Source organism: Leclercia sp. M-A074-M, assembly GCF_965195605.1.
Taxonomy (GTDB): Bacteria; Pseudomonadota; Gammaproteobacteria; order Enterobacterales; family Enterobacteriaceae; genus Enterobacter.
Map to the genome: position 1 here is coordinate 575522 of NZ_CBDAHM010000001.1, position 22054 is coordinate 597575.

At 53.6% G+C, this 22054-nt stretch carries 22 protein-coding genes; 11 read left to right on the forward strand and 11 right to left on the reverse strand.

Annotation, left to right across the window (positions count from 1 at the left end; genetic code table 11):
- Positions 1 to 47: 47 nt before the first annotated feature.
- The 3 genes from ACOKCT_RS02845 to ACOKCT_RS02855 all read right to left on the reverse strand — a co-directional run bounded on the left by ACOKCT_RS02845 (position 48) and on the right by ACOKCT_RS02855 (position 2395).
- Positions 48 to 695, reverse strand: coding sequence for a hypothetical protein (locus tag ACOKCT_RS02845; RefSeq protein ID WP_236560450.1), 648 nt, complete (start codon positions 693 to 695; stop codon positions 48 to 50).
- 70 nt (positions 696 to 765) lie between these two features.
- On the reverse strand, positions 766 to 2040 hold the full coding sequence (locus tag ACOKCT_RS02850; protein ID WP_156654120.1) for a hypothetical protein: 1275 nt from the start codon (positions 2038 to 2040) through the stop codon (positions 766 to 768).
- A gap of 76 nt (positions 2041 to 2116) precedes the next feature.
- A complete protein-coding gene (locus ACOKCT_RS02855) occupies positions 2117 to 2395 on the reverse strand; it encodes a hypothetical protein (protein ID WP_156654119.1) in 279 nt (92 codons plus the stop codon).
- A 1351-nt stretch (positions 2396 to 3746) separates the two neighbouring features.
- Between ACOKCT_RS02855 and ACOKCT_RS02860 the strand changes: the two genes are divergently transcribed.
- Complete coding sequence (locus ACOKCT_RS02860) at positions 3747 to 5030, forward strand: putative acyl-CoA thioester hydrolase (RefSeq protein WP_103178750.1); 1284 nt, start codon at positions 3747 to 3749, stop codon at positions 5028 to 5030.
- A gap of 52 nt (positions 5031 to 5082) precedes the next feature.
- Here ACOKCT_RS02860 and tisB read toward each other — a convergent pair whose 3' ends face one another.
- Positions 5083 to 5172, reverse strand: a complete 90-nt coding sequence (gene tisB / locus ACOKCT_RS02865) for a type I toxin-antitoxin system toxin TisB (protein ID WP_103178749.1) — start codon at positions 5170 to 5172, stop codon at positions 5083 to 5085.
- Between the two features lie 440 nt (positions 5173 to 5612).
- A complete protein-coding gene (pgl, locus tag ACOKCT_RS02870) occupies positions 5613 to 6608 on the reverse strand; it encodes a 6-phosphogluconolactonase (protein WP_159339268.1) in 996 nt (331 codons plus the stop codon).
- A gap of 153 nt (positions 6609 to 6761) precedes the next feature.
- Here pgl and ACOKCT_RS02875 point away from each other — a divergent pair, with 153 nt between their 5' ends.
- Positions 6762 to 7580 (forward strand): pyridoxal phosphatase, encoded by an 819-nt coding sequence (locus tag ACOKCT_RS02875; RefSeq protein ID WP_420193137.1) that lies wholly within the window; start codon positions 6762 to 6764, stop codon positions 7578 to 7580.
- On the opposite strand, the gene modC is transcribed toward ACOKCT_RS02875, so the two are convergent.
- The 4 genes from modC to ACOKCT_RS02895 all read right to left on the reverse strand — a co-directional run bounded on the left by modC (position 7581) and on the right by ACOKCT_RS02895 (position 10433).
- Positions 7581 to 8639 (reverse strand): molybdenum ABC transporter ATP-binding protein ModC, encoded by a 1059-nt coding sequence (gene modC / locus ACOKCT_RS02880; protein ID WP_103178746.1) that lies wholly within the window; start codon positions 8637 to 8639, stop codon positions 7581 to 7583. It lies immediately after the preceding gene.
- A gap of 2 nt (positions 8640 to 8641) precedes the next feature.
- A complete protein-coding gene (modB, locus tag ACOKCT_RS02885; protein WP_103178745.1) occupies positions 8642 to 9331 on the reverse strand; it encodes a molybdate ABC transporter permease subunit in 690 nt (229 codons plus the stop codon).
- The gene (modA, locus tag ACOKCT_RS02890) at positions 9328 to 10104 is read right to left on the reverse strand and encodes a molybdate ABC transporter substrate-binding protein (protein ID WP_103178744.1); all 777 of its coding nucleotides are present in this window, start codon (positions 10102 to 10104) and stop codon (positions 9328 to 9330) included. Before modA ends, modB begins: the two co-directional genes overlap by 4 nt.
- A gap of 179 nt (positions 10105 to 10283) precedes the next feature.
- A complete protein-coding gene (locus ACOKCT_RS02895) occupies positions 10284 to 10433 on the reverse strand; it encodes an AcrZ family multidrug efflux pump-associated protein (protein WP_103178743.1) in 150 nt (49 codons plus the stop codon).
- Between the two features lie 128 nt (positions 10434 to 10561).
- On the opposite strand from ACOKCT_RS02895, the gene modE reads away from it, so the two are divergent.
- The 7 genes from modE to gpmA all read left to right on the forward strand — a co-directional run bounded on the left by modE (position 10562) and on the right by gpmA (position 18316).
- On the forward strand, positions 10562 to 11350 hold the full coding sequence (modE, locus tag ACOKCT_RS02900; protein ID WP_156654114.1) for a molybdenum-dependent transcriptional regulator: 789 nt from the start codon (positions 10562 to 10564) through the stop codon (positions 11348 to 11350).
- A gap of 68 nt (positions 11351 to 11418) precedes the next feature.
- Positions 11419 to 12888: a molybdate ABC transporter ATP-binding protein ModF gene (gene modF, locus ACOKCT_RS02905; protein ID WP_420193138.1), complete on the forward strand. Its 1470-nt coding sequence runs from the start codon at positions 11419 to 11421 to the stop codon at positions 12886 to 12888.
- Between the two features lie 206 nt (positions 12889 to 13094).
- Positions 13095 to 14111 (forward strand): UDP-glucose 4-epimerase GalE, encoded by a 1017-nt coding sequence (galE, locus tag ACOKCT_RS02910; protein WP_420193139.1) that lies wholly within the window; start codon positions 13095 to 13097, stop codon positions 14109 to 14111.
- 9 nt (positions 14112 to 14120) lie between these two features.
- A complete protein-coding gene (gene galT / locus ACOKCT_RS02915; RefSeq protein WP_103178739.1) occupies positions 14121 to 15167 on the forward strand; it encodes a galactose-1-phosphate uridylyltransferase in 1047 nt (348 codons plus the stop codon).
- Positions 15168 to 15169: 2 nt separating this feature from the next.
- Positions 15170 to 16318: a galactokinase gene (gene galK, locus ACOKCT_RS02920; protein ID WP_114387637.1), complete on the forward strand. Its 1149-nt coding sequence runs from the start codon at positions 15170 to 15172 to the stop codon at positions 16316 to 16318.
- The gene (gene galM / locus ACOKCT_RS02925) at positions 16312 to 17352 is read left to right on the forward strand and encodes a galactose-1-epimerase (protein ID WP_420193140.1); all 1041 of its coding nucleotides are present in this window, start codon (positions 16312 to 16314) and stop codon (positions 17350 to 17352) included. Before galK ends, galM begins: the two co-directional genes overlap by 7 nt.
- A gap of 211 nt (positions 17353 to 17563) precedes the next feature.
- Positions 17564 to 18316, forward strand: a complete 753-nt coding sequence (gene gpmA, locus ACOKCT_RS02930) for a 2,3-diphosphoglycerate-dependent phosphoglycerate mutase (RefSeq protein WP_103178736.1) — start codon at positions 17564 to 17566, stop codon at positions 18314 to 18316.
- Between the two features lie 66 nt (positions 18317 to 18382).
- Here the strand turns inward: gpmA and aroG are convergent, their stop codons facing one another.
- Positions 18383 to 19435, reverse strand: a complete 1053-nt coding sequence (aroG, locus tag ACOKCT_RS02935; RefSeq protein WP_103178735.1) for a 3-deoxy-7-phosphoheptulonate synthase AroG — start codon at positions 19433 to 19435, stop codon at positions 18383 to 18385.
- A 321-nt stretch (positions 19436 to 19756) separates the two neighbouring features.
- Between aroG and ACOKCT_RS02940 the strand changes: the two genes are divergently transcribed.
- Both ACOKCT_RS02940 and zitB read left to right on the forward strand, forming a co-directional pair.
- Positions 19757 to 20287, forward strand: a complete 531-nt coding sequence (locus ACOKCT_RS02940) for a protein YbgS (RefSeq protein ID WP_168192045.1) — start codon at positions 19757 to 19759, stop codon at positions 20285 to 20287.
- A 108-nt stretch (positions 20288 to 20395) separates the two neighbouring features.
- On the forward strand, positions 20396 to 21334 hold the full coding sequence (gene zitB, locus ACOKCT_RS02945; RefSeq protein ID WP_103178733.1) for a CDF family zinc transporter ZitB: 939 nt from the start codon (positions 20396 to 20398) through the stop codon (positions 21332 to 21334).
- Here the strand turns inward: zitB and pnuC are convergent.
- Positions 21331 to 22050, reverse strand: a complete 720-nt coding sequence (gene pnuC, locus ACOKCT_RS02950) for a nicotinamide riboside transporter PnuC (RefSeq protein WP_103178732.1) — start codon at positions 22048 to 22050, stop codon at positions 21331 to 21333. The genes zitB and pnuC overlap by 4 nt on opposite strands.
- Between the last annotated feature and the right edge of the window lie 4 nt (positions 22051 to 22054).

The window sequence follows — 22054 nt, forward strand, 5'->3', positions numbered from 1 at the left end:
GCCCTGTTTGCCTTTTTATAACTAGTAAAACATTTCACGGTTATTATTTACCAACCGGACCCACCTTCATCTTCCTTTTTCTGAAGCGCATCTCTGTAGCGCTGTTGTTCGATAAGTGAAAGATTAGGATCGTTCAATACGCTTCTTCCCTTAATACTTACATCATAGTCTATATCAGTTTGCGAAGCATAACTTTTGTCTACGCGAGTTTCCGACGAGTGATTGCTTAACGCATTGTAGGCTGAATCTAATTTTTGCGTGTCGGATGTACCTATATAGGCAAGTAAACAAGCGAAAACGAAAAATGCTGACCAAACTATACCAAATGATGTTATTTCAAACCCCAAACCTGTATTAATGAATATGACATTAAATCTGATAGCATAGACGATAATAAACGAAGTTAGAATTATGGTTCTTCTTTTCCACTTTGTAACAAACTTACGAATATGTTTTACACAGTTTACCAACGCAATCATAAAAAGTACTACAGATGCAATTGGCAACCAGAACGGGAATGGTGAGTATTCATTAGTGATATTAGATGTTAGTGTTACCAATGAAAAAATCAATAAGACAGATACAAGATATACACGTATAGCTATTCCCGTTTTGTGAGACTTATCTATTTTTAAAAATAAAACAGGTAATATTGCGGGAATGTTCATCAGTAATGCTATAACAATAGTCATCATTAATGAGTTCATGGTGGTTCTCTCATTTTAATTCAATATTAAAGGGAGCCTTGAAGCTCCCTCGCAGTAATTATCTTACAACGGTATCAATGATTACTTCATTAGTTTCAGGATCGTAAACTTTGACTTCATCTCTAATAATTGTTGTATGAATAGTGTTACTATCACCATCAACCTTCGAGATATGAAGATAGGATTTTACAAAAGAGCCTACATCGAGTCCTTTACTATTAATAGCTGCAAATTTAGCCGAAACTTCACGAGCTTTATCATCTGGCACAACAACAGTACAGCCACGTAATACGTCATCTGTAGAGACTTTAATCCCACGACGCTCGATCGTTAAACCGCCGTTCATATCACAACCGGCTGCATTATATTTGAAACCTTTTTTAGCAATGTCATAGCTATCCCTTGCCGAAACCCAGCCGTCAGAGGCAGGAATTGACTTTTCACCATTTTCTGTCTTAAGAGCAGATTGTTCAGCAATTTGACTATTTAGACTAAATGTCGAGTAAGCTAAAATGTTTTTTACATCTTTATATTGATTAATTTTAGCTTTGATTTTTGGAAGCTCTTCTTTTTTAATGTCTTCTTTAGCAAATACATCTGTAGTATTGTTCCACTTAGAACTAAAGAAATCCATTAATTCATCGTCACTAAACTGGCGTGGCGTCTGAGCAAAATAGACATAATAAATATCATCCTGAGAAACGACTTTAAAATCAGCATCAGAAATATTTCTTAACGCATCATCATCAGCGTTGAGTTTTGCTTCAAGTTTATCGCGCCACGTTTTTTGTTGTGACGTCGGTTCAGTTTTATGATGTTCTAATTTCTGCAGAGAAAGCTCGGCATCAGTAAAGAATTTGTTATTTTCTTTTTTCACATTATATGAAATGTCGTTTGAAAATAATACGCCATAGATTTCATCAGAGCTAAACTCAATTTTGGCACTACATGACAGCTCATCTTGACCGCTAGCAGTAAGCGATGCATTATTGATTTGTACTTTATCTGTCGAGCCAAATCCTTTAGAAAAATCATCCGCCGTATAATGATAACTAGCGTCAATTCTCAATTTTTTCCTTTCATTGCCATCAAGGTATCCTGCTTCTGATTTATATCTATCCATAAATGGAGAATAGCCTAGTGGATTACGATTTAAGAATTCGATGCTTCCTTTTTTGAAACTGTTTTCTAATTGCGAAATAATTTCGGGGCGCTTACAAATAGCATTTGCTTCCTCGCTGGTGAGTTCATTGATTGGTTTATCTTCAACAGCTTTATCACATCCTGAGAGAACAACAGAAAATCCTACTGCTAACATAATGGACTTGCGCATAGTCTATCCTTTGAATTAGTAAAACAGGAAAATACTTACAGGTATTTAATATGTATATAGTAGCGTTGTCATAGGGTTATTGACGTTCATACTCTACGCCCATGATTGCTATTCCATTTTTTGTTTTTTCAATATCTAATGTGGTATAGGTAGTATGAGCTACATACTCTTTTTGGTCTTTGCTCACATCCCATTTTTGAACAGCAACATTTCCTATGCCCGGCATTTTAATATTCTTTTCTTCGATCTTGATTACGAGGCCTGATGAGGTGTTTTTCCATGTTCCATAGATCCCGTCATCACCACACCCTGTCAGTAAAGTAACCAGACCGACACCCCAAAGAAGCTTACGCATACCAATTCCCTAAGTAATCAAAAAATAGCAGCTAATCCAGCTGCCTTTCCCAAAGGCTTTAATCTCGCCCGGCAAGCCACTCTGAGCTTGCTCTCAGCCAATAGCATTCAATTAAATTCGCAGCTCGTCACATCGTTTGTGACGATCAAAAAGCAACCAAATGATAGATTATAACTATCATGAATATGTTAAACATCATTAATTGATTTAATTAAATATAATATAGTGATGAAACTACTGATATCAGCTGAATAATATTGCCCTTGGGGAAGCGCTATAAGACCAGTACCGTTATCCAGTTTTCGTCAGGCTCACGGAGCTATGCGAACATAGCAATGGTTTATTAATGAGACAGGGAAAAGCAGGAGGTAAAAAGTAGCGAAATGGATAATCAGGTTGAGGAATAGCCAATTTAGCTTAAGTGCAAAATAAAAAGAGACCAGGTATTCCATTGCTGCGTTCTCTAATGTCTCTGTTGGTCTGTCCAGATACCGAAGACTGTAAAATCTAAGCATCGCTTAGACAGGGCTCAGTCTCATTTTTACAAGGATTTGCCAGCATCATGGGTGTTCTGAGTTTTCCGACAGCCGCAGTCTGACCATCGCCAGCAAAATAAAGGCCATAGACATCCCGTCCAGCCCATAGAACCCCGCTACCGGATAAACCCGCCGAGCCCAAAGCCGATGCCACCAGATCACAAGGCAATGCCCGGCGCCAGAGCAATAACGCGATGTCCGTAAGCATCAGCTTACGATGGCACCAGTGACCAAACATCACCTGCACCAGCGGAGCGGCCAATAAAAAGATTAGTTCGAAAAGCACTTATTAAGCGTGCGCTCTGCACATCGGTCAGTTGAGGGGGGTATTTCGAGCGAAAGCGGAAATTAAAAGCATCTCCCATTTGGAGTATGGCTACCGAAGCCGTGGCGATTCCTTGCCAGCCCCTATCAGAGCTTATTCCTGATTGATGAAGGCGTCTAATTTTCTTGAAGATCAGGAACATAGATAACTTTGAGCGTTATTCAACTTTGTACATTTACTATGTACGCAACCACGTCACCAGTAAAACTTTTTCATCACGTTTGCTCTAAACCACACTTATCTGTAATGTGCACACGGTGTTCAAGTAGAATGCGATTAAAAAGCGAAGTCATTTGCAATTTACATCGACCATTAAGCGATCTTTCTCGTTTTTTCGACAGAATGAGATGTAGGCAGCACCATATAAAGATTTTCTAAGTTTTAGTTAGATGTATTTTTGCCTTTTCATCTTCCCGTTTCGCTCAACTTAGTATAAAAAAGCAGGCTATTTCAGTTGTCCCCCTATTGATATGTTTTGCAGGAGCTTCCCTTGAACATTTCCAGGATTTCTCGTCTGGCGCTGGCACTCGCATTTGGCGTGACGTTATCGGCGTGCAGCTCTACTCCGCCGGATCAACTGCCATCAGAGCAGGTTGCGCCGGGCACGGCTTCCCGTCCGATCCTCTCCGCTGACGAAGCGAAAAACTTCCAGCAGGCTCGCTACTTTACGGCCATGGATCCGAACGCGGCGCCGTGGAGTCCTTATGCCATCCGCCTGCCTGAGCAGCCGAACTTTGTGGTTGGCCCGGCGGGAACCCAGGGCGTGACGCACACCTCCATCCAGGCGGCAGTCGATGCTGCCATTGCTAAGCACAGCAGCTCCCGTCAGTACATCGCCATTTTACCGGGCGAATACGAAGGTACTGTGTATGTGCCCGCCGCGCCGGGGAGCGTGACGATCTACGGTACGGGTGAAAAACCGATCGATGTCAAAATTGGTCTGGCGATCGACTCCGAGATCGACACCGCAACCTGGCGTCACCTGGTTAACCCGGGCGGCAAATATATGCCGGGCAAACCGGCCTGGTATATGTTCGACCGTTGCCAGAGCAAGCACAGCGCCACCGTTGGCCTGATGTGTTCCGCGGTCTTCTGGTCGCAGAACAACGGTCTGCAGCTGCAGAACCTGACCATTGAAAACAATCTGGGTGACAGCGTGGATGCCGGAAACCACCAGGCGGTGGCTCTGCGCAGCGATGGCGATCGGGTGCAAATCGACAAGGTGAACATTCTGGGTCGCCAGAACACCTTCTTCGTCACTAACAGCGGCGTTGACAACACCCTGAAAAACAACCGTATCACCCGTACGCTGGTGACCAACAGCTACATTGAAGGGGATGTGGATATGGTTTCTGGTCGCGGTGCCGTGGTGTTTGATAACACCGATTTCCGCGTCATGAACACCCGTACCCAGCAGGAAGGCTACGTCTTCGCCCCTGCGACGCAGTCCAATCTGTTCTACGGCTTCCTGGCAGTGAACAGCCGCTTTACCGCGATGGGCGACGGCGTGGCACAACTCGGCCGCTCCCTGGATGTCGATTCCGCCACTAACGGTCAGGTGGTGATCCGCGACAGCGTGATCAACGAAGGCTTTAATATGGCTAAACCGTGGGGCAACGCCGCCATCTCTCAGCGTCCGTATGCGGGTAACACCGGTGCGGTGGATGAGAAAGGCAACGTGCAGCGTAACCTCAACGACGCTAACTTCAACCGCATGTGGGAATACAACAACCGCGGCGTGGGAAGTAAAGTGATCGCAGAGCCGAAGCAGTAAATATTTAGCAAAAAGGGGGAGCAACTCCCCCTTAATGCTGCGGCTGAACACGTCAGGCACCGGTTTTAAGATACGCATCCAGCAGTTGCAGAACTGCAACCATGAGTTGCAGGAACAGAATTATCCATCCCATCATGCTCATACGCCACTCCTTGGGTCAGGAGCACTTCCACTGACTTACCTTTCCGCTGCCTGTCGCCAGTGGGCGTTGGTTTATGTTGATGTGCTCCGCAGTTAAGGCACTGACGGCACCACCCGCCAGCCAGGACTTAAAAGTGATCCCAGATTGCGGACTGCCACACATCTACACCAACAGTTCTGATTATAAGCAGACGAGACTGGATATTTAAACAGTCTTTTATCAAATAGGAATTTATAAAGGAGCGCGGTTAAAATCAATATTATTCAAAAATTTAAGTTAATATCACTACGAGTCACTCTTCCAGGATTAAGCAACTGACGTTGTGCAAAGGGTCAGTACGACGCTAATATAAGGCGGTTGGTTTATGTTGATGTGCTCACCCGGCTACCACCGGGCATAAAAAAACCTCGCATTCGCGAGGTTTTTTTATTTCATCCGTCTTAGTGCGCGTTAACCACCACCCACATTGGCCCCTGGCCGACGGCGTAACGTCCCTTCTCTTCAAGCAGCCCCTGCTCACCCTGAATTTCATACAGCGCGATATGGTGCGATTTTTGCCCCGCCGCAATCAGGAATTTACCGCTGTGATCGACGTTGAAGCCGCGCGGCTGCGTTTCGGTTGGCTGGAAGCCTTCGATAGCCAGCACGCTACCATCTTCCGAAACACTAAACACGGTGATCAGGCTGGAGGTACGGTCACAGGTATAGAGGTGACGGCCATCAGGCGTGATATGGATATCTGCCCCCCAACGGGTATCGGTGAAATCAGACGGCATCATGTCCAGGGTCTGCACGCACTCAATCTTGCCGTGCGGATCGCGCAGGGCCCAGACGTCTACCGTGCAGTTCAGCTCATTCACCACGTAGGCGTACTGCTGATTCGGATGGAATGCCATATGACGCGGACCGGCCCCTTCAACGGTAGCCACTTCCGCCGGGTTCTGCGCGGTCAGCTTGCCGTCATCGCCCAGCGTAAACAGGCAGATGCGATCCTGCTTCAGCGCCGGCACCCACAGAGTGCGGTTATCCGGGGAGATGTTCGCCGAGTGGCACCCTTCCAGCCCTTCAACCACCTCAACGGTTTCGCCAGGAATACCATCATCCAGACGGGTTACGCTGACGCAGCCGGCATTGTAGGAGCCGCTAAAAATGAAGCGTCCCTGCAGATCGGTGGAGATATGCGTCGGGCTGCCGGGCAGCGCGGCTTCGGCCGTGTATGTCAGAGCGCCATCTTCAGGCGAGATACGGTACGCGAGCACGCGGAACTCCGGGCGAACACCCACATACAGGAAACGTTTATCCGGGCTGATCACCATCGGCTGAACCTGGCCGGGAACATCGACAACCTGAACCAGGGTGAGCGAACCTTCGGGATTCAGACGCCAGACATGGATCTGCTGGCTTTCAGGACTGGCGGTATAAACGGTTTGTTTCATGAATGCTCCTTTCCTCACTGCGCGTAAAAGTAATGTACCAGGATAGTCGTTTTTAACGGTGAATGCTGAATTTTAACCAGGAATTTTGCAGCGTTACTTGCACGGTGTACCATCTGCGCATCCCCTCCTTTCAACATTAACCCGGAATATCAAATGACCTCGCGTGTGATTGCACTGGATTTAGACGGTACGCTGTTAACGCCGCAAAAAACCCTGCTCCCCTCTTCGCTTGAAGCACTGAAGCGTGCCCAGGAGGCGGGATATCAACTCCTCATCGTAACGGGTCGGCATCACGTTGCTATTCATCCTTTTTATCAGGCACTGGCGTTAGATACACCTGCAATTTGTTGTAATGGAACCTATTTGTATGATTATCAAGCAAAAAAGGTTCTGCAAGCCGATCCCTTACCGGTTCCGCAGGCGCTGCAACTGATCGATCTGCTCGATGAGCATGCCATTCACGGCCTGATGTATGTTGACGACGCGATGCTGTACGAGCGTCCTACCGGCCACGTGATTCGCACCAGCACCTGGGCACAGGCGCTGCCGGAAGCGCAGCGCCCGGTCTTCACGCAGGTGCCGTCCCTCGCCCAGGCCGCCCGTGAGGTCAACGCGATCTGGAAATTTGCCCTGACCGGTGAGGACACAGGCAAACTCAACGACTTTGCCACACAGGTTGAGCAGACGCTGGGGCTGGAGTGCGAATGGTCGTGGCACGATCAGGTGGATATCGCCCGTAAAGGCAACAGCAAGGGGAAACGCCTGACGGAGTATGTGGAATCCATCGGCGGCTCCATGAAGGACGTCATTGCCTTTGGCGATAACTACAATGACATCAGCATGCTGGAAGCGGCTGGTACCGGAGTGGCGATGGGGAATGCGGACGACGCCGTCAAAGCGCGCGCGAATGTGGTGATCGGCGATAACACCACCAACAGCATCGCCGAATTTATCTATACCCGTCTGCTGTGATCAGGTGGTGATGGAGACGCTCTTGATCTGCGCGTAGAGCCAGAGGCCAGGTTTGATCCCCAGTTCATCTCTGGCCCACGGGCTGATGCGGGCCCACAGCGTGCGGCTGCCAATCTCCAGCTGCACCTCCACCTGACCGTTGTCGTCGTAACACTGGGCGACCTTGGCGCGCAGAATATTACGGATGCTGCTCTGTAGCGGCGGCTGGAGTACCAGCGAGACATCGGACGCCTGAATGCGAATGCGCAGGTTGGTTTGCAGCGGTTTATCCAGCTTGTTGACCCAGACATGCTGATCGCCGATAGCCAGGGCGGTCATGGCATAGTGCGGATGGTGTTCCAGCACGCTCACCTTCAGAATGCTGCTTTGCTGCTCCTGCGGCAGCCAGGGATGCATTACGCTGCTCCCCCACACCTCTTCCAGATTACCGAACGCTTTCACGCTGCCATTTTCCAGCACCAGTACCTTATCGGCCAGATGCAGGATCTCATCCAGCGAATGGCTCACATAGAGCATCGGGATGTTGATTTCGCGGGCCAGGCGCTGCAGATAAGGCAGCAGCTCGCGCTTACGGGGGATATCGAGGGAGGCCAGCGGTTCGTCCAGCAGCAGCAGTTCCGGGGCAGTAAGCAGCGCCCGGCCTATCGCCACGCGCTGCTTTTCGCCGCCCGACAGCGACGACGGCAGCCGGTCAAGCAGGTGCTCAATGCCCAGCAAAGCCACCAGCTTATCGAACTGCCCGGCCATGCTTTTCGCCATGCCGTAACGCAGGTTGCCCAGTACTTTGTAATGGGGAAACAGCCTGGCGTCCTGGAAGACATAACCAATCCGGCGCTTTTCTGGCGCGAGAAAAATACGCTTTTCGGCATCGTTCAGCACCCGATCGTTGAGTACGATCCGCCCCGTCTGAGGTCGCGTCAGCCCGCTTATCGCGTTGATTAGCGACGTTTTGCCCGCGCCGGAGACGCCAAAAATGGCGGTAATGCCGCTGGCTGGCAGGGTTTCGTTGAGGGTCAGGCAGTGATCGCCCAGCGTCTGGGTAAAATTGAGTTCCAGCATGATTATTTCCCCATCCGTTCACGGCTGATGCGCGCCAGCCACTCCGACACCAGCAGCGACACCAGCGCCAGCACAATGGAGATCAGGCACAACCGCGCCGCAGCCCCCTCGCCACCCGGGGTCTGGATCAGGGTATACATGGCCGACGGGAGAGTGCGTGTTTCGCCCGGAATGTTGGAAACAAAAGTGATGGTGGCGCCAAATTCCCCCAGCGAGCGGGCAAATGCCAGCACCGTGCCGACAATAATGCCCGGCAGCGTCAGGGGAAGCGTAATGGTGAAAAAGACGCGCCAGCGCCCGGCCCCGAGGGTACGGGCCGCCTGTTCAAGTTTAAGATCGACCCCTTCCAGCGCCAGGCGGATCGCCCGTACCATCAGCGGGAATGACATCACCGCCGCCGCCAGCACGGCGCCGCGCCAGCTGAAGGCAAAGCTAATGCCAAACCACTCATACAGGCGCTCGCCGATAAAACCGCGCCGCCCCATGGCAATCAGCAGCAGATACCCTACCACCACCGGCGGCAGCACCAGAGGAAGGTGCAAAATACTGTCGAGGAGTGCTTTGCCCGGAAACTGACAGCGAACCAGTAACCAGGCGAAAAAGATCCCAAAGGGCAAACTCAATGCAACCGCGAGGGAAGAGACTTTCAGGCTCAGCAGCACGGCCTGCCATTCGGGATCGGTCAATATCATTCGTGCGTCGTAAATCCGTAACGTTTAAAGATGGCAGACGCCTGCGGCCCCTTCAGATAATCGTAAAAGGCGCTGACGGTTGCGTTTTTATGTCCATCAATGATGGCCACAGGATATTCCACTTTCTTATGCGAGTCTTCAGGGAACGTACCCACCACTTTCACCCCTTTTTCAGCAACCGCATCGGAACCGTAGACGATCCCAAGCGGCGCTTCATTGCGCGCCACCAGCGCCAGCGCGCCGCGCACATCTTCCGCAGGCGCCAGTTCAGGAGCCAGCGTCTCCCAGGCACCCAGTTTTTGCAGCGCCTCTTTAGCGTAAATGCCTGCCGGAACGTGTTCCGGATCGCCCACCGCCAGACGCCCCCCTTTCAGCAGGCTGCTCCAGGGCGTCTCCTTGTTGATAGCCACCTCGCTCTGGGCGCTGGCTTTCGGCGCCACCACAACCAGGCTGTTGCCGAGCAGGGTGACACGGCTCGCCGCATCAACCGCTTTTTTATCGACGGCGTAATCCATCCACTTCTGATCGGCCGATATAAAGAGGTCGGCAGGGGCGCCTGCTTCAATCTGTCGCGCCAGAGTGGACGAAGAGGCAAATGACGACACCACGTCGACGTTTTTCTCTTTTTTATACACCGCGGCAATATCCTGCATTGCGTTCGTCAGTGATGCGGCGGCAAAGACGGTGATCTTGCCTTCGTCTGCCAGCGCCTGGCCGGCCAGCGTGAGTGTCAGCGTCACGCCGGTAACCAGTCCTGACCATGTACGTTTCATTTAAAGCTCCTGCAAAGACCGTTATATAAATTCAAATATAACGATAACCGTCAGGTTTGCCCAGCGTTAAATCGTACCGATCGGGGAGTAGATCAATTTTGTCCTGAAAATAGTATCGGCGAGGAAGGGGGAAACTTGAGAGCAAAACGCCCGGCGGAACCGGGCGTTTTAAAAGGGAATTAATGCTGTTTTTTCGGCTGTTTTCTGTGGCCGACATTGGAAAAGATGTTGAACACCTCACCCAGGCCGTAGATGGCACCGAGGATGATAGCCATCACCACTGGTACCATGATCACGGCGAATACCAGACTTTTCAGCAACTCTAACATGGCTTTCTCCAGACAATGTGAATTGCCTTATTCTAACCGGAAAAGCGAGAATTACATCCCCTTTTGTGCGGTACTGTTTGCGCCCGAAACGAATTACGTCACAATAACCTTTTTGCCAGGACATTGTTATGCAGGCCGAAATTCTCCTCACCCTACGTCTTTCGCAAAAACTATTCGCCGATCCCCGCCGCATTGCCCTGCTCAAGCAAATTGAGCAAACCGGCTCCATCAGCCAGGGGGCAAAAAACGCCGGAATTAGCTATAAAAGCGCGTGGGATGCTATCAACGAGATGAACACGCTGAGCGAACAGACCCTGGTCGATCGCGCCACCGGCGGCAAAGGCGGCGGCGGTGCCATCCTGACGCGCTACGGGCAGCGGCTGATCCAGCTCTATGACCTGCTGGCGCAGATCCAGCAAAAGGCCTTTGATGTTTTAAGCGATGACGACGCCCTGCCGCTGGACAGCCTGCTCGGCGCCATCTCGCGTTTCTCTTTGCAAACCAGCGCCCGCAACCAATGGTTTGGCACGGTCACCGCCCGCGATGATGACCAGGTCCAGCAGCATGTCGATATTTTACTCGCCGACGGCACCACCCGCCTGAAAGTTGCCATTACGGCCCAGAGCGGCAAGCGGCTGGGGCTGGATGAGGGCAAAGAGGTGCTGGTGCTGCTGAAAGCGCCATGGGTCAACATCACGCTGGACAGGGAAACGGCAAAACAGGCGGATAACCAGCTACAGGGAGTTATCAACCATATCGACCGTGGCGACGAGCAGTGTGAAGTGCTGATGACCCTGCCCGACGGCCAGACGCTCTGCGCCACCGTGCCTGCGGCCCAGAGCCAGGATTTAGAAGAAGGTGCTGAGGCGACCGCATATTTTAATGCCGACCGGGTGATTATCGCCACGTTGTGCTAAGCGCATTGACATGTGTGCCGACAGTGGGTTATCCCTGATGCTTATTGCTGCAAAAAATGGGATAAATCATGTCATCATTGCAAATTTCGCAAGGCACGTTTCGTCTTAGCGACACGCGCACGCTCACCCTCGCTGATTTTACGTTGAATGGTGGTGAAAGCTGGGCTTTTGTGGGCAGTAACGGCAGCGGTAAATCTGCCCTCGCCCGCGCCCTGGCTGGCGAGCTGACGCTGCTGAAGGGCGAACGCCAGAGCAGTTTCACCCGCGTGACCCGCCTCTCCTTCGAGCAACTGCAGAAACTGGTCAGCGACGAGTGGCAGCGTAACAACACCGATATGCTCAGCCCCGATGAAGATGATACTGGCCGAACGGCCGCTGAAATCATTCAGGACGAGATGAAAGACGACGTCCGTTGCCGCCAGCTGGCGGAACAGTTCGGCATCACTTACCTGCTGGAGAGACGTTTCAAGTATCTTTCTACCGGTGAAACCCGCAAAACACTGCTGTGCCAGGCCCTGATGGCCGACCCCGACCTGCTGATCCTGGATGAACCTTTTGACGGCCTCGACGTGCAATCCCGCAGCCAGCTGGCGGATCTGCTGGCCTCGCTTAATCAGCAGGGCTATACCCTGGTGCTGGTCCTGAACCGTTTTGACGAGATCCCCGATTTTGTCCAGCACGCGGGGGTGCTGGCCGACTGCATCCTGACGGCGGTGGGCGAAAAAGCGGCTCTGCTGAAGCAGGCGCTGATTGCCCAACTGGCGCACAGTGAAAAACTGAACGGCATTACCCTGCCCGAACCGGATGCGCCATCTGCGCGTCACGGTTTGCCGGAGGGCGAGGCGCGGATTGTGCTGAATAACGGCGTGGTCTCCTATAACGATCGTCCGATCCTCAACCAGTTAAGCTGGACGGTAAATCCCGGCGAGCACTGGCAGATTGTCGGCCCTAATGGCGCCGGGAAATCGACCCTGCTTAGCCTCATTACCGGGGATCACCCCCAGGGCTACAGCAACGATCTCACCCTCTTTGGCCGCCGTCGCGGCAGCGGCGAAACCATCTGGGATATCAAAAAACATATTGGCTACGTCAGCAGCAGCCTGCACCTCGATTACCGCGTCAGTACCACGGTGCGCAACGTCATCCTGTCCGGTTATTTCGACTCCATCGGGATTTATCAGGCGGTGTCTGACCGGCAGCACAAGCTGGCGCAGCAGTGGCTGGATATTCTGGGGATGGATAACCGGGTTGCGGATGCCCCGTTCAGCAGCCTGTCGTGGGGCCAGCAGCGGCTGGCACTCATCGTGCGCGCGCTGGTGAAACACCCGACGCTGCTGATCCTCGACGAGCCGCTACAGGGGCTGGATCCCCTGAACCGCCAGCTTATTCGCCGTTTTGTTGATGTCCTGATTAGCGAAGGTGAAACGCAGCTACTGTTTGTTTCTCACCATGCCGAAGACGCGCCCGCCTGTATCACCCACCGCCTGGAATTTGTCGCCAACGGCGACGGCTATCGCTACCAGGTTGGCCGCATCTGACATCCTGACGGGGGCCACGCCCCCGCTCTTTTTCGGACAACCTGCAACATCCCACCCCAAGCGCTTTGATCTACAATCCTTTTTTAGCCGGAGAGCAGCTGCGTTTTGTGCAGTGTAAACGATTCCACTATTTTATCCCATGTCACACTTTCCTGCTCTCTGTTATGCTAGGATTATCTCATACCATAAGCCTAATGGAGCGAAATATGCGAGTTCTGGTAACAGGTGGTAGCGGTTACATAGGAAGTCATACCTGTGTGCAACTGCTGCAAAATGGCCATGACGTCATCATCCTTGATAACCTGTGCAACAGTAAACGCAGCGTGCTGCCGGTTATGGAGCGCCTGGCCGGTAAACAGCCTGCTTTTGTTGAAGGCGATATTCGTAACGAAGCGCTGATGACTGAGATCCTGCACGATCACGCCATTGATACGGTGATTCACTTTGCTGGCCTGAAAGCGGTGGGCGAATCCGTGGCGAAGCCGCTGGAATATTACGACAACAACGTCAACGGCACGCTGCGCCTGGTCTCTGCCATGCGCGCGGCGGGCGTCAAAAACTTGATCTTCAGTTCTTCCGCCACCGTCTACGGCGACCAGCCGCAAATCCCTTATGTTGAAAGCTTCCCGACCGGTACGCCGCAAAGCCCGTACGGCAAGAGCAAGCTGATGGTGGAACAGATCCTGACCGACCTGCAAAAAGTACAGCCGGAGTGGAGCATCGCCCTGCTGCGTTATTTCAACCCGGTGGGCGCGCACCCATCCGGCGACATGGGTGAAGATCCGCAGGGCATTCCTAACAACCTGATGCCCTATATTGCCCAGGTTGCGGTAGGCCGTCGTGACTCGCTGGCGGTCTTCGGCAACGACTACCCTACCCCGGACGGCACCGGCGTTCGCGACTACATTCACGTGATGGATCTCGCCGACGGCCACGTCGCCGCCATGCAGCAGCTGGCCAATAAACCGGGCGTTCACATTTACAACCTCGGTGCGGGCGTCGGCAGCAGCGTGCTGGATGTGGTGAATGCCTTCAGCGCCGCCTGCGGCAAACCGGTGAGCTACCACTTCGCCCCGCGTCGCGACGGCGATCTGCCTGCCTACTGGGCCGATGCCTCGAAGGCGGATAAAGAACTTAACTGGCGTGTCTCCCGCACGCTTGACGAAATGGCACAGGATACCTGGCGCTGGCAGTCTCGCCACCCACAAGGCTATCCGGACTAAGGACCTGTCATGACCCAATTTAACCCCGTCGATCACCCGCATCGTCGTTTTAATCCATTAACCGGGCAGTGGATCCTGGTCTCTCCGCATCGCGCCAAACGCCCCTGGCAGGGCGCGCAGGAGACACCGTCCAGCGAGACACTGCCCCAGCACGATCCGGACTGCTTCCTCTGTCCGGGAAATACTCGCGTCACCGGCGATATCAACCCGGACTACAAAGGCACCTTCGTCTTTACCAATGACTTTGCCGCCCTGATGACCGACACGCCGGACGCCCCGCAGAGTGACGATCCGCTGCTGCGCTGCGAAAGCGCGCGCGGCACCAGCCGGGTAATCTGTTTCTCGCCGGATCACAGCAAAACCCTGCCGGAGCTGAGCGTAGAAGCGCTGACCGAAGTGGTGAAAACCTGGCAGGAACAGACCGCCGAACTGGGACAAACCTATCCCTGGGTGCAGGTCTTCGAGAACAAAGGCGCGGCGATGGGCTGCTCGAATCCCCATCCCCACGGCCAGGTGTGGGCCAACAGCTTTATGCCTAACGAAGTGGAGCGGGAAGATCGCCTGCAAAAAGCCTATTACGCTGAGCAGCAGTCGTCCATGCTGCTGGACTATGTCCAGCGCGAGCTGGCTGATGGCAGCCGCACCGTCGTGGAAACCGAACACTGGTTAGCGGTGGTGCCATACTGGGCGGCATGGCCATTCGAGACCCTGCTGCTGCCGAAAGCCCACGTTCTGCGGTTAACCGATCTGAGCGACGCCCAGCGCAGCGATCTGGCGCTGGCGCTGAAAAAACTGACCAGCCGCTATGACAATCTGTTCCAGTGCTCCTTCCCCTATTCCATGGGCTGGCACGGCGCACCGTTTAATGGCGAAGAGAATCAACACTGGCAGCTGCACGCCCACTTCTATCCGCCGCTGCTGCGCTCCGCCACCGTACGTAAGTTTATGGTCGGCTATGAGATGCTGGCAGAAACCCAGCGTGACCTGACGGCGGAGCAGGCCGCAGAGCGTCTGCGTGCAGTGAGTGATGTCCATTTTCGCGAATCCGGAGAATAACAATGAGTCTGAAAGATAAAACCCACGCCCTGTTTGCTGAAAAATTTGGTTATCCCGCCACTCACGCAATCCAGGCGCCAGGCCGCGTTAACCTCATCGGCGAACATACCGACTACAACGACGGTTTCGTCCTGCCCTGCGCCATTGATTACCAGACGGTGATCAGCTGCGCAAAACGCGACGACCGCAAGGTGCGCGTGATGGCTGCGGATTATGACAACCAGATCGATGAATTTTCGCTGGATGAGCCGATTGTTGCCCATGACAGCCAGCAGTGGTCTAACTACGTCCGCGGCGTGGTGAAGCATCTGCAAAAACGTAACAAGGAGTTTGGCGGCGCAGATCTGGTGATCAGCGGCAACGTCCCACAAGGTGCGGGCCTGAGCTCCTCTGCCTCGCTGGAAGTGGCTGTCGGCACCGTCTTCCAGCAGCTTTATCACCTGCCGCTGGACGGTGCGCAGATCGCCCTTAACGGCCAGGAAGCAGAGAACCAGTTCGTCGGCTGTAACTGCGGCATCATGGATCAGCTGATCTCGGCGCTGGGCAAAAAAGGCCACGCGTTACTGATCGACTGCCGCTCGCTGGGCACCAAAGCGGTCAGCCTGCCGAAAGGCGCGGCGGTGATCATCATCAACAGTAATTTCAAACGCACCCTGGTGGGCAGCGAGTACAACACCCGCCGTGAGCAGTGTGAAACCGGCGCGCGCTTCTTCCAGCAGTCTGCGCTGCGTGATGTCTCGCTCACCGAGTTCAATAAAGTGGCCCACGAGCTGGACCCGGTAGTGGCAAAACGCGTTCGTCACGTCCTGACCGAAAACGCCCGTACCGTAGAAGCAGCGGCTGCGCTGGAGAAAGGCGATCTGCAACGGATGGGTGAGCTGATGGCCGAGTCGCATGCTTCCATGCGCGATGACTTCGAAATCACCGTTCCACAGATCGACACCCTGGTTGAGATTGTGAAATCCGCCATTGGCGATCAAGGCGGCGTGCGTATGACCGGCGGCGGCTTCGGCGGCTGCGTGGTGGCGCTGGTACCGGAGGAACTGGTGCCGGTTGTTCAGCAAGCCGTGGAACAACAGTATGAAGCCAAAACCGGTATCAAAGAGACTTTCTATGTTTGTAATGCATCACAAGGAGCTGGCCAGTGCTAAACGAAACACCTGTTCTCGCCCCTGACGGCCTGCCGTATCGCCTGATCACCCTGCGCAACGAAGCAGGGATGGTCGTCACGCTGATGGACTGGGGTGCGACGCTGCTCTCCGCCCGCGTCCCGATGACCGACGGCAGCGTCCGCGAAACCCTGCTCGGCTGTGCGTCACCTGAGCAGTATGTGGAGCAAACGGCCTTCCTGGGCGCCTCGGTAGGCCGTTATGCCAACCGTATCGCCAAAAGCCGCTTTGAACTGGACGGCGTGCGCTATGACCTGCTGCCAAGCCAGGGCGAAAACCAGCTCCACGGCGGCCCGGATGGATTTGACAAGCGCCGCTGGCGCATTGTGCAGCAGAACGATGGCGAAGCGCTGTTGGCCCTCGACTCCCCGGATGGCGACCAGGGCTACCCTGGCAACTGTTCGACGAGCGTCCATTATCGCTTAACGGAGGACAACCGGATCGCCATTACCTACCGCGCCACCGTGGATAAACCTTGCCCGGTCAATCTGACCAACCACGCTTACTTCAACCTCGACGGCGACTGCAGCGACGTGCGTAACCACAGTCTGCAACTGCTGGCCCAGCGCTATCTGCCGGTCGATGAAATGGGGATTCCCCATGAAGGATTAAAAGCGGTGGCGGGTACCAGCTTTGATTTCCGCACTACCAAAGCTATCGCCCAGGATTTCCTGGCGGATGACCACCAGCGCAAGGTGAACGGTTACGATCATGCTTTCCTGCTTGATGCCCAGGGCGATCTGAGCCAGCCCGCGGCGCATCTCTGGTCTGCCGATGAAAAGCTGCAGATGACGGTCTATACCACCGCCCCTGCCCTGCAATTCTATTCTGGTAACTTCCTCGAGGGTACCCCGGCGCGCGAAGATGGAGAATACCGGGCCTGGCAGGGTCTGGCGCTGGAGAGCGAGTTCTTACCCGATAGCCCGAATCATGGGGAATGGCCGCAGCCTGACTGCATACTGCGCCCGGGCGAAGAGTACATCAGCGTTACCGAATATCACTTTATTGCGCAATAAAAACCAGCCCTCCTGCCGGAGGGCTTTTTTTATCCATCTTGCTGAAAATAGCGCCAGTCACCGACAAAATCACAACCCCTCATTCACAAGCATCTTACACTGCGACACTATTTTCGCTATGGTTAGGGTTAAGCGTTGCCCGCGGCTCAGCCGCAGCAATATAATGAGAATTGTTATCATTCAAATAATGCTTGTTCTGGAGGAGTAAAATATGGCTGTAACTAAGCTGGTTCTGGTACGTCATGGCGAAAGCCAGTGGAACAACGAAAACCGCTTTACCGGTTGGTATGATGTTGACCTGTCCGAAAAAGGTGTTGGCGAAGCGAAAGCAGCGGGCAAACTGCTAAAAGACGAAGGCTTCAGCTTCGATTTTGCTTATACCTCCGTGCTGAAACGTGCCATCCATACCCTGTGGAACGTACTGGACGAACTGGATCAGGCCTGGCTGCCGGTTGAGAAGTCCTGGAAGCTGAACGAGCGTCACTACGGTGCGCTGCAGGGTCTGAACAAAGCCGAAACCGCAGAGAAATACGGTGACGAGCAGGTTAAACAGTGGCGTCGCGGCTTCGCGGTCACCCCACCAGAGCTGACCAAAGATGACGAGCGTTACCCAGGCCACGATCCGCGTTACGCATCCCTGACTGACGCTGAGCTGCCAACTACCGAAAGCCTGGCGCTGACCATCGATCGCGTTGTTCCTTACTGGAACGAAACCATTCTGCCACGCCTGAAAAGCGGTGAGCGCGTGATCATCGCTGCGCACGGTAACTCCCTGCGCGCGCTGGTGAAATACCTGGACAACATGGGTGAAGACGAGATCCTCGAGCTGAACATCCCGACCGGCGTGCCGCTGGTGTACGAGTTCGACGAAAACTTCAAACCAATCAAGCACTACTATCTGGGTAACGCTGACGAAATCGCGGCTAAAGCGGCGGCCGTTGCGAACCAGGGTAAAGCCAAGTAATAAAAAAGCCCGGTCGCGATGACCGGGCTCTGCGTTCTGAATGCCGGATGCGAATCCGGCATTTTTTTAGCCGCGACGGGCTTTCACCGCATTCGCCAGCTGGCGCAGTACCGTTTCGGTATCGTCCCAGCCAATGCAGGCATCGGTGACGCTCTTACCGTAGACCAGCGGCTCGCTGCCTTCCAGATTCTGATTGCCTTCCACCAGGTGGCTTTCAATCATCACCCCGATAATCGCCTTTTCACCGCCGGCAATCTGCTGGCAGACATCGGTGCCCACATCCATCTGCTTTTTGAACTGCTTGCTGGAGTTGGCATGGCTGAAGTCGATCATCACCTGCGCCGCCAGACCGGCTTTTTCCAGGCCCGCCTTCACTTCGGCGACGTGCGCCGCGCTGTAGTTAGGCTCTTTGCCGCCGCGCAGAATGATATGGCAGTCGCCGTTCCCGCTGGTGTTCACAATCGCGGAGTGACCCCACTTGGTGACGGAGAGGAAGCAGTGCGGCGCCCCGGCAGCGTTAATGGCGTCAATCGCCACTTTGATGGTGCCATCGGTGCCGTTTTTAAAACCAACCGGGCAGGAGAGCCCTGACGCCAGCTCGCGGTGAACCTGAGACTCGGTGGTACGCGCGCCAATGGCGCCCCAGCTCATCAGGTCTGCGAGATATTGTGGGGTGATCATATCGAGGAACTCACCCGCCGCAGGCAGACCGCTGTCGTTGATGTCCAGCAGCAGCTTACGGGCGATGCGCAGACCGTCGTTGATCTGGAAGCTGCCATCCATATGCGGATCGTTAATCAGCCCTTTCCAGCCTACGGTGGTGCGTGGCTTTTCAAAGTAGACGCGCATGACGATTTCCAGCTCATCCTTCAGCGCTTCGCGCAGGGTCAGCAGTCGCGCCGCATACTCTTTTGCCGCCGCAGGATCGTGAATGGAACATGGACCGATAACCACCAGAAGACGATCGTCATTACCTTTCAGGATCTTATGGATCGCTTTACGGGCATGAGAAACGGTATTGGCGGCGTTTTCGGTGGCGGGAAACTTCTCAAGGAGCGCTACAGGGGGTAATAACTCGTTGATCTCTTTAATGCGTAAATCGTCATTCTGATAATTCATGTTCGTTCCAGCGTTGCCATACTTTTATAAATGAATGCAATCCCTCCAATCTATCTTGTCAGTCAGTAAGTGTAAACTCACTTTTACACTACGCACAGATAAATCCTGGAATTCGCTTAAAAAACGCAACAAAGTAGCGAAAAACGAGATACACCCTAAACTTTTTAACTGTATGCACTGCATTTATAAATTTTATCGCGATTCCATACTGACCTAAGTAGGGATCATGGCATCTTTAACCACTGAGCAGTATATCGATTTCGCATATGCACTGTGGAAAGAAGTTATCCAGAACATAACGACCAGAACAGGAGCAGCATGATGAAAATGACTAAACTCGCAACCCTTTTCCTGACAGCTTCGCTCACGATGGCGAGCGGTGCGGCACTGGCTGCTGATAGCGCCGCCGGCTCTAACACCAATAATGGCCAGGCGAATGCCGCCGCTGATGCAGGGGCCGTTGCGCCTGACGCACGCCAGAATATTGCTCCAAATAACACCGGCAACAGCCAGATTAACACCGGTTCTGGTACAACCGGCACCACCGGCACAACAGGTACAGGCACAACAGGTACGGGTACGGGGACTGGCACGGGTTCCATGCTCAATCCAGATGGAACGAACTCCAGCGGCACCGGGGTGACCAATGGTACCGGCAACAGTTCAACCACTGGCGGCACTAATTCCGTCATGGGTAATGACGACCCAAGTAAGATGAGTAACGACGGCATGTCCAAGGATGATCAGCACAGGAATTCGATGTGTAAAGACGGTAAATGTCCGGATCAATCCGGCAAAGTTGATACCGAAAGAACCCCACAAGAACAAAAGACTGACGGCACTACTCAGTAATTGACGGTAATGCGGTTATGATGAAGGAGAGCTACGGCTCTCCTTTATTTTTTGTGCAAAATGTTAAAAACTCTACACTTAAAATAATAATTTACCGGGACAGTATTCATGGCGCACTCCCACTCGCACGCCCCTTCTTCACAGGATGAAAATGCTAAACGCTTAACGCTGGCGTTCGGCGTCACCGCCACCTTTATGATCATTGAGGTGATCGGCGGGTTGGTTTCTGGATCGCTGGCGCTGCTGGCCGATGCGGGTCATATGTTCACGGACGCCGCTGCGCTGCTGTTTGCGCTACTGGCGGTGATATTCGCCCGGCGCCCGCCTAGCCACGGACGCACCTTTGGCTGGCTACGTCTCACTACCCTCGCCGCCTTCGTCAACGCCATCGCGCTGGTCTTGATCACGATTTTAATCGTCTGGGAAGCCTTCCAGCGTTTCCGCCATCCGCAGCCTGTCGCGGGTGTCACCATGATGGTGGTAGCCGTTGCCGGGCTTATCGCCAATATCCTGGCGTTCTGGATTTTGCATCGCGGCAGTGGAGAAAAGAATCTCAACGTGCGAGCAGCGGCGCTGCATGTGCTGGGGGATCTTCTGGGATCGGTGGGAGCCATCGTTGCGGCGCTGGTGATCCTCTGGACCGGCTGGACGCCCATCGACCCGATATTGTCGATTCTAGTCTCGTGCCTGGTGTTACGCAGTGCCTGGCGGCTTCTACAGGAGAGCGTCAATGAGCTGCTGGAAGGGGCGCCGGCGACGCTGGATATCCCGGCGCTGAAGCGCAACTTAACGCGCTCCCTTCCTGAAGTGCGCGATGTGCATCATGTACACGTCTGGATGGTGGGAGAAAAACCGCTGATGACCCTGCATGTTCAGGTTATCCCGCCTCACGATCATGATGCGTTACTGGGGCGTATTCAGCACTTTCTGGAGCACCATTACGCCATTGCGCACAGCACCATTCAGATGGAATACACCCCCTGTAACGGACCGGACTGCCACCTCAACGAGATCCCGTCCGGTCACGCCCATCATCACCACCATTAACGTGCCAGCGCGTGTGAACCCCGTTCACGCGCGCTGTTAATCCACATCCTGCTGCCGTTCAGGGCGATGAAGGTGAGGATCATATACTCCAGCGACATGGCGTAGACGCCCTGCAGGGCAAAGATCGCCACGCTTATCACGTTGATGATCACCCACAGCAGCCAGTTTTCGACATATTTACGGGTCATCAGGATCATGGCGGCAATCGACAGAACCATCATGCATGAATCCCAGAACGGGAAGGCGTCAGGCTGCAGCTCCGGCATGGTGACGTTCAGCCCCAGGGTATTCATCACCGAGACCGCTACGCGGGTCAGGAAAGCGAACACCGGGTCGATATAGACCGTCATCAGGCCAATGGCTACCACGCAGGCAGCCAGCCAGCCCATGGCCTTCGGCAACGGTAGCCAGCGGATCTGCAGTTCCGCCTCCTGCTGGCTGTTCTGCCGGGACCAGGCGTACCAGCCGTAGATATTGGCCCCAAAGAAGAACAGCTGCAGCAGCAGGCTGGCATACAGCTGGATCTGGAAGAAGATAATGGCGAACAGGGTGACGTTCACCAGGCCAAACGCGTAGTTGACGATCTTCTCCAGACTGGCAAGCCAGATACAGAGCAGACCTGCAATTGTCCCGACCGCTTCAATCCATGACAAGTCATAGCCGCCAGCGCCAATCGGTATATGTACCAGAATGTTTTGCGTGCTAAAAAAATCCATCTTT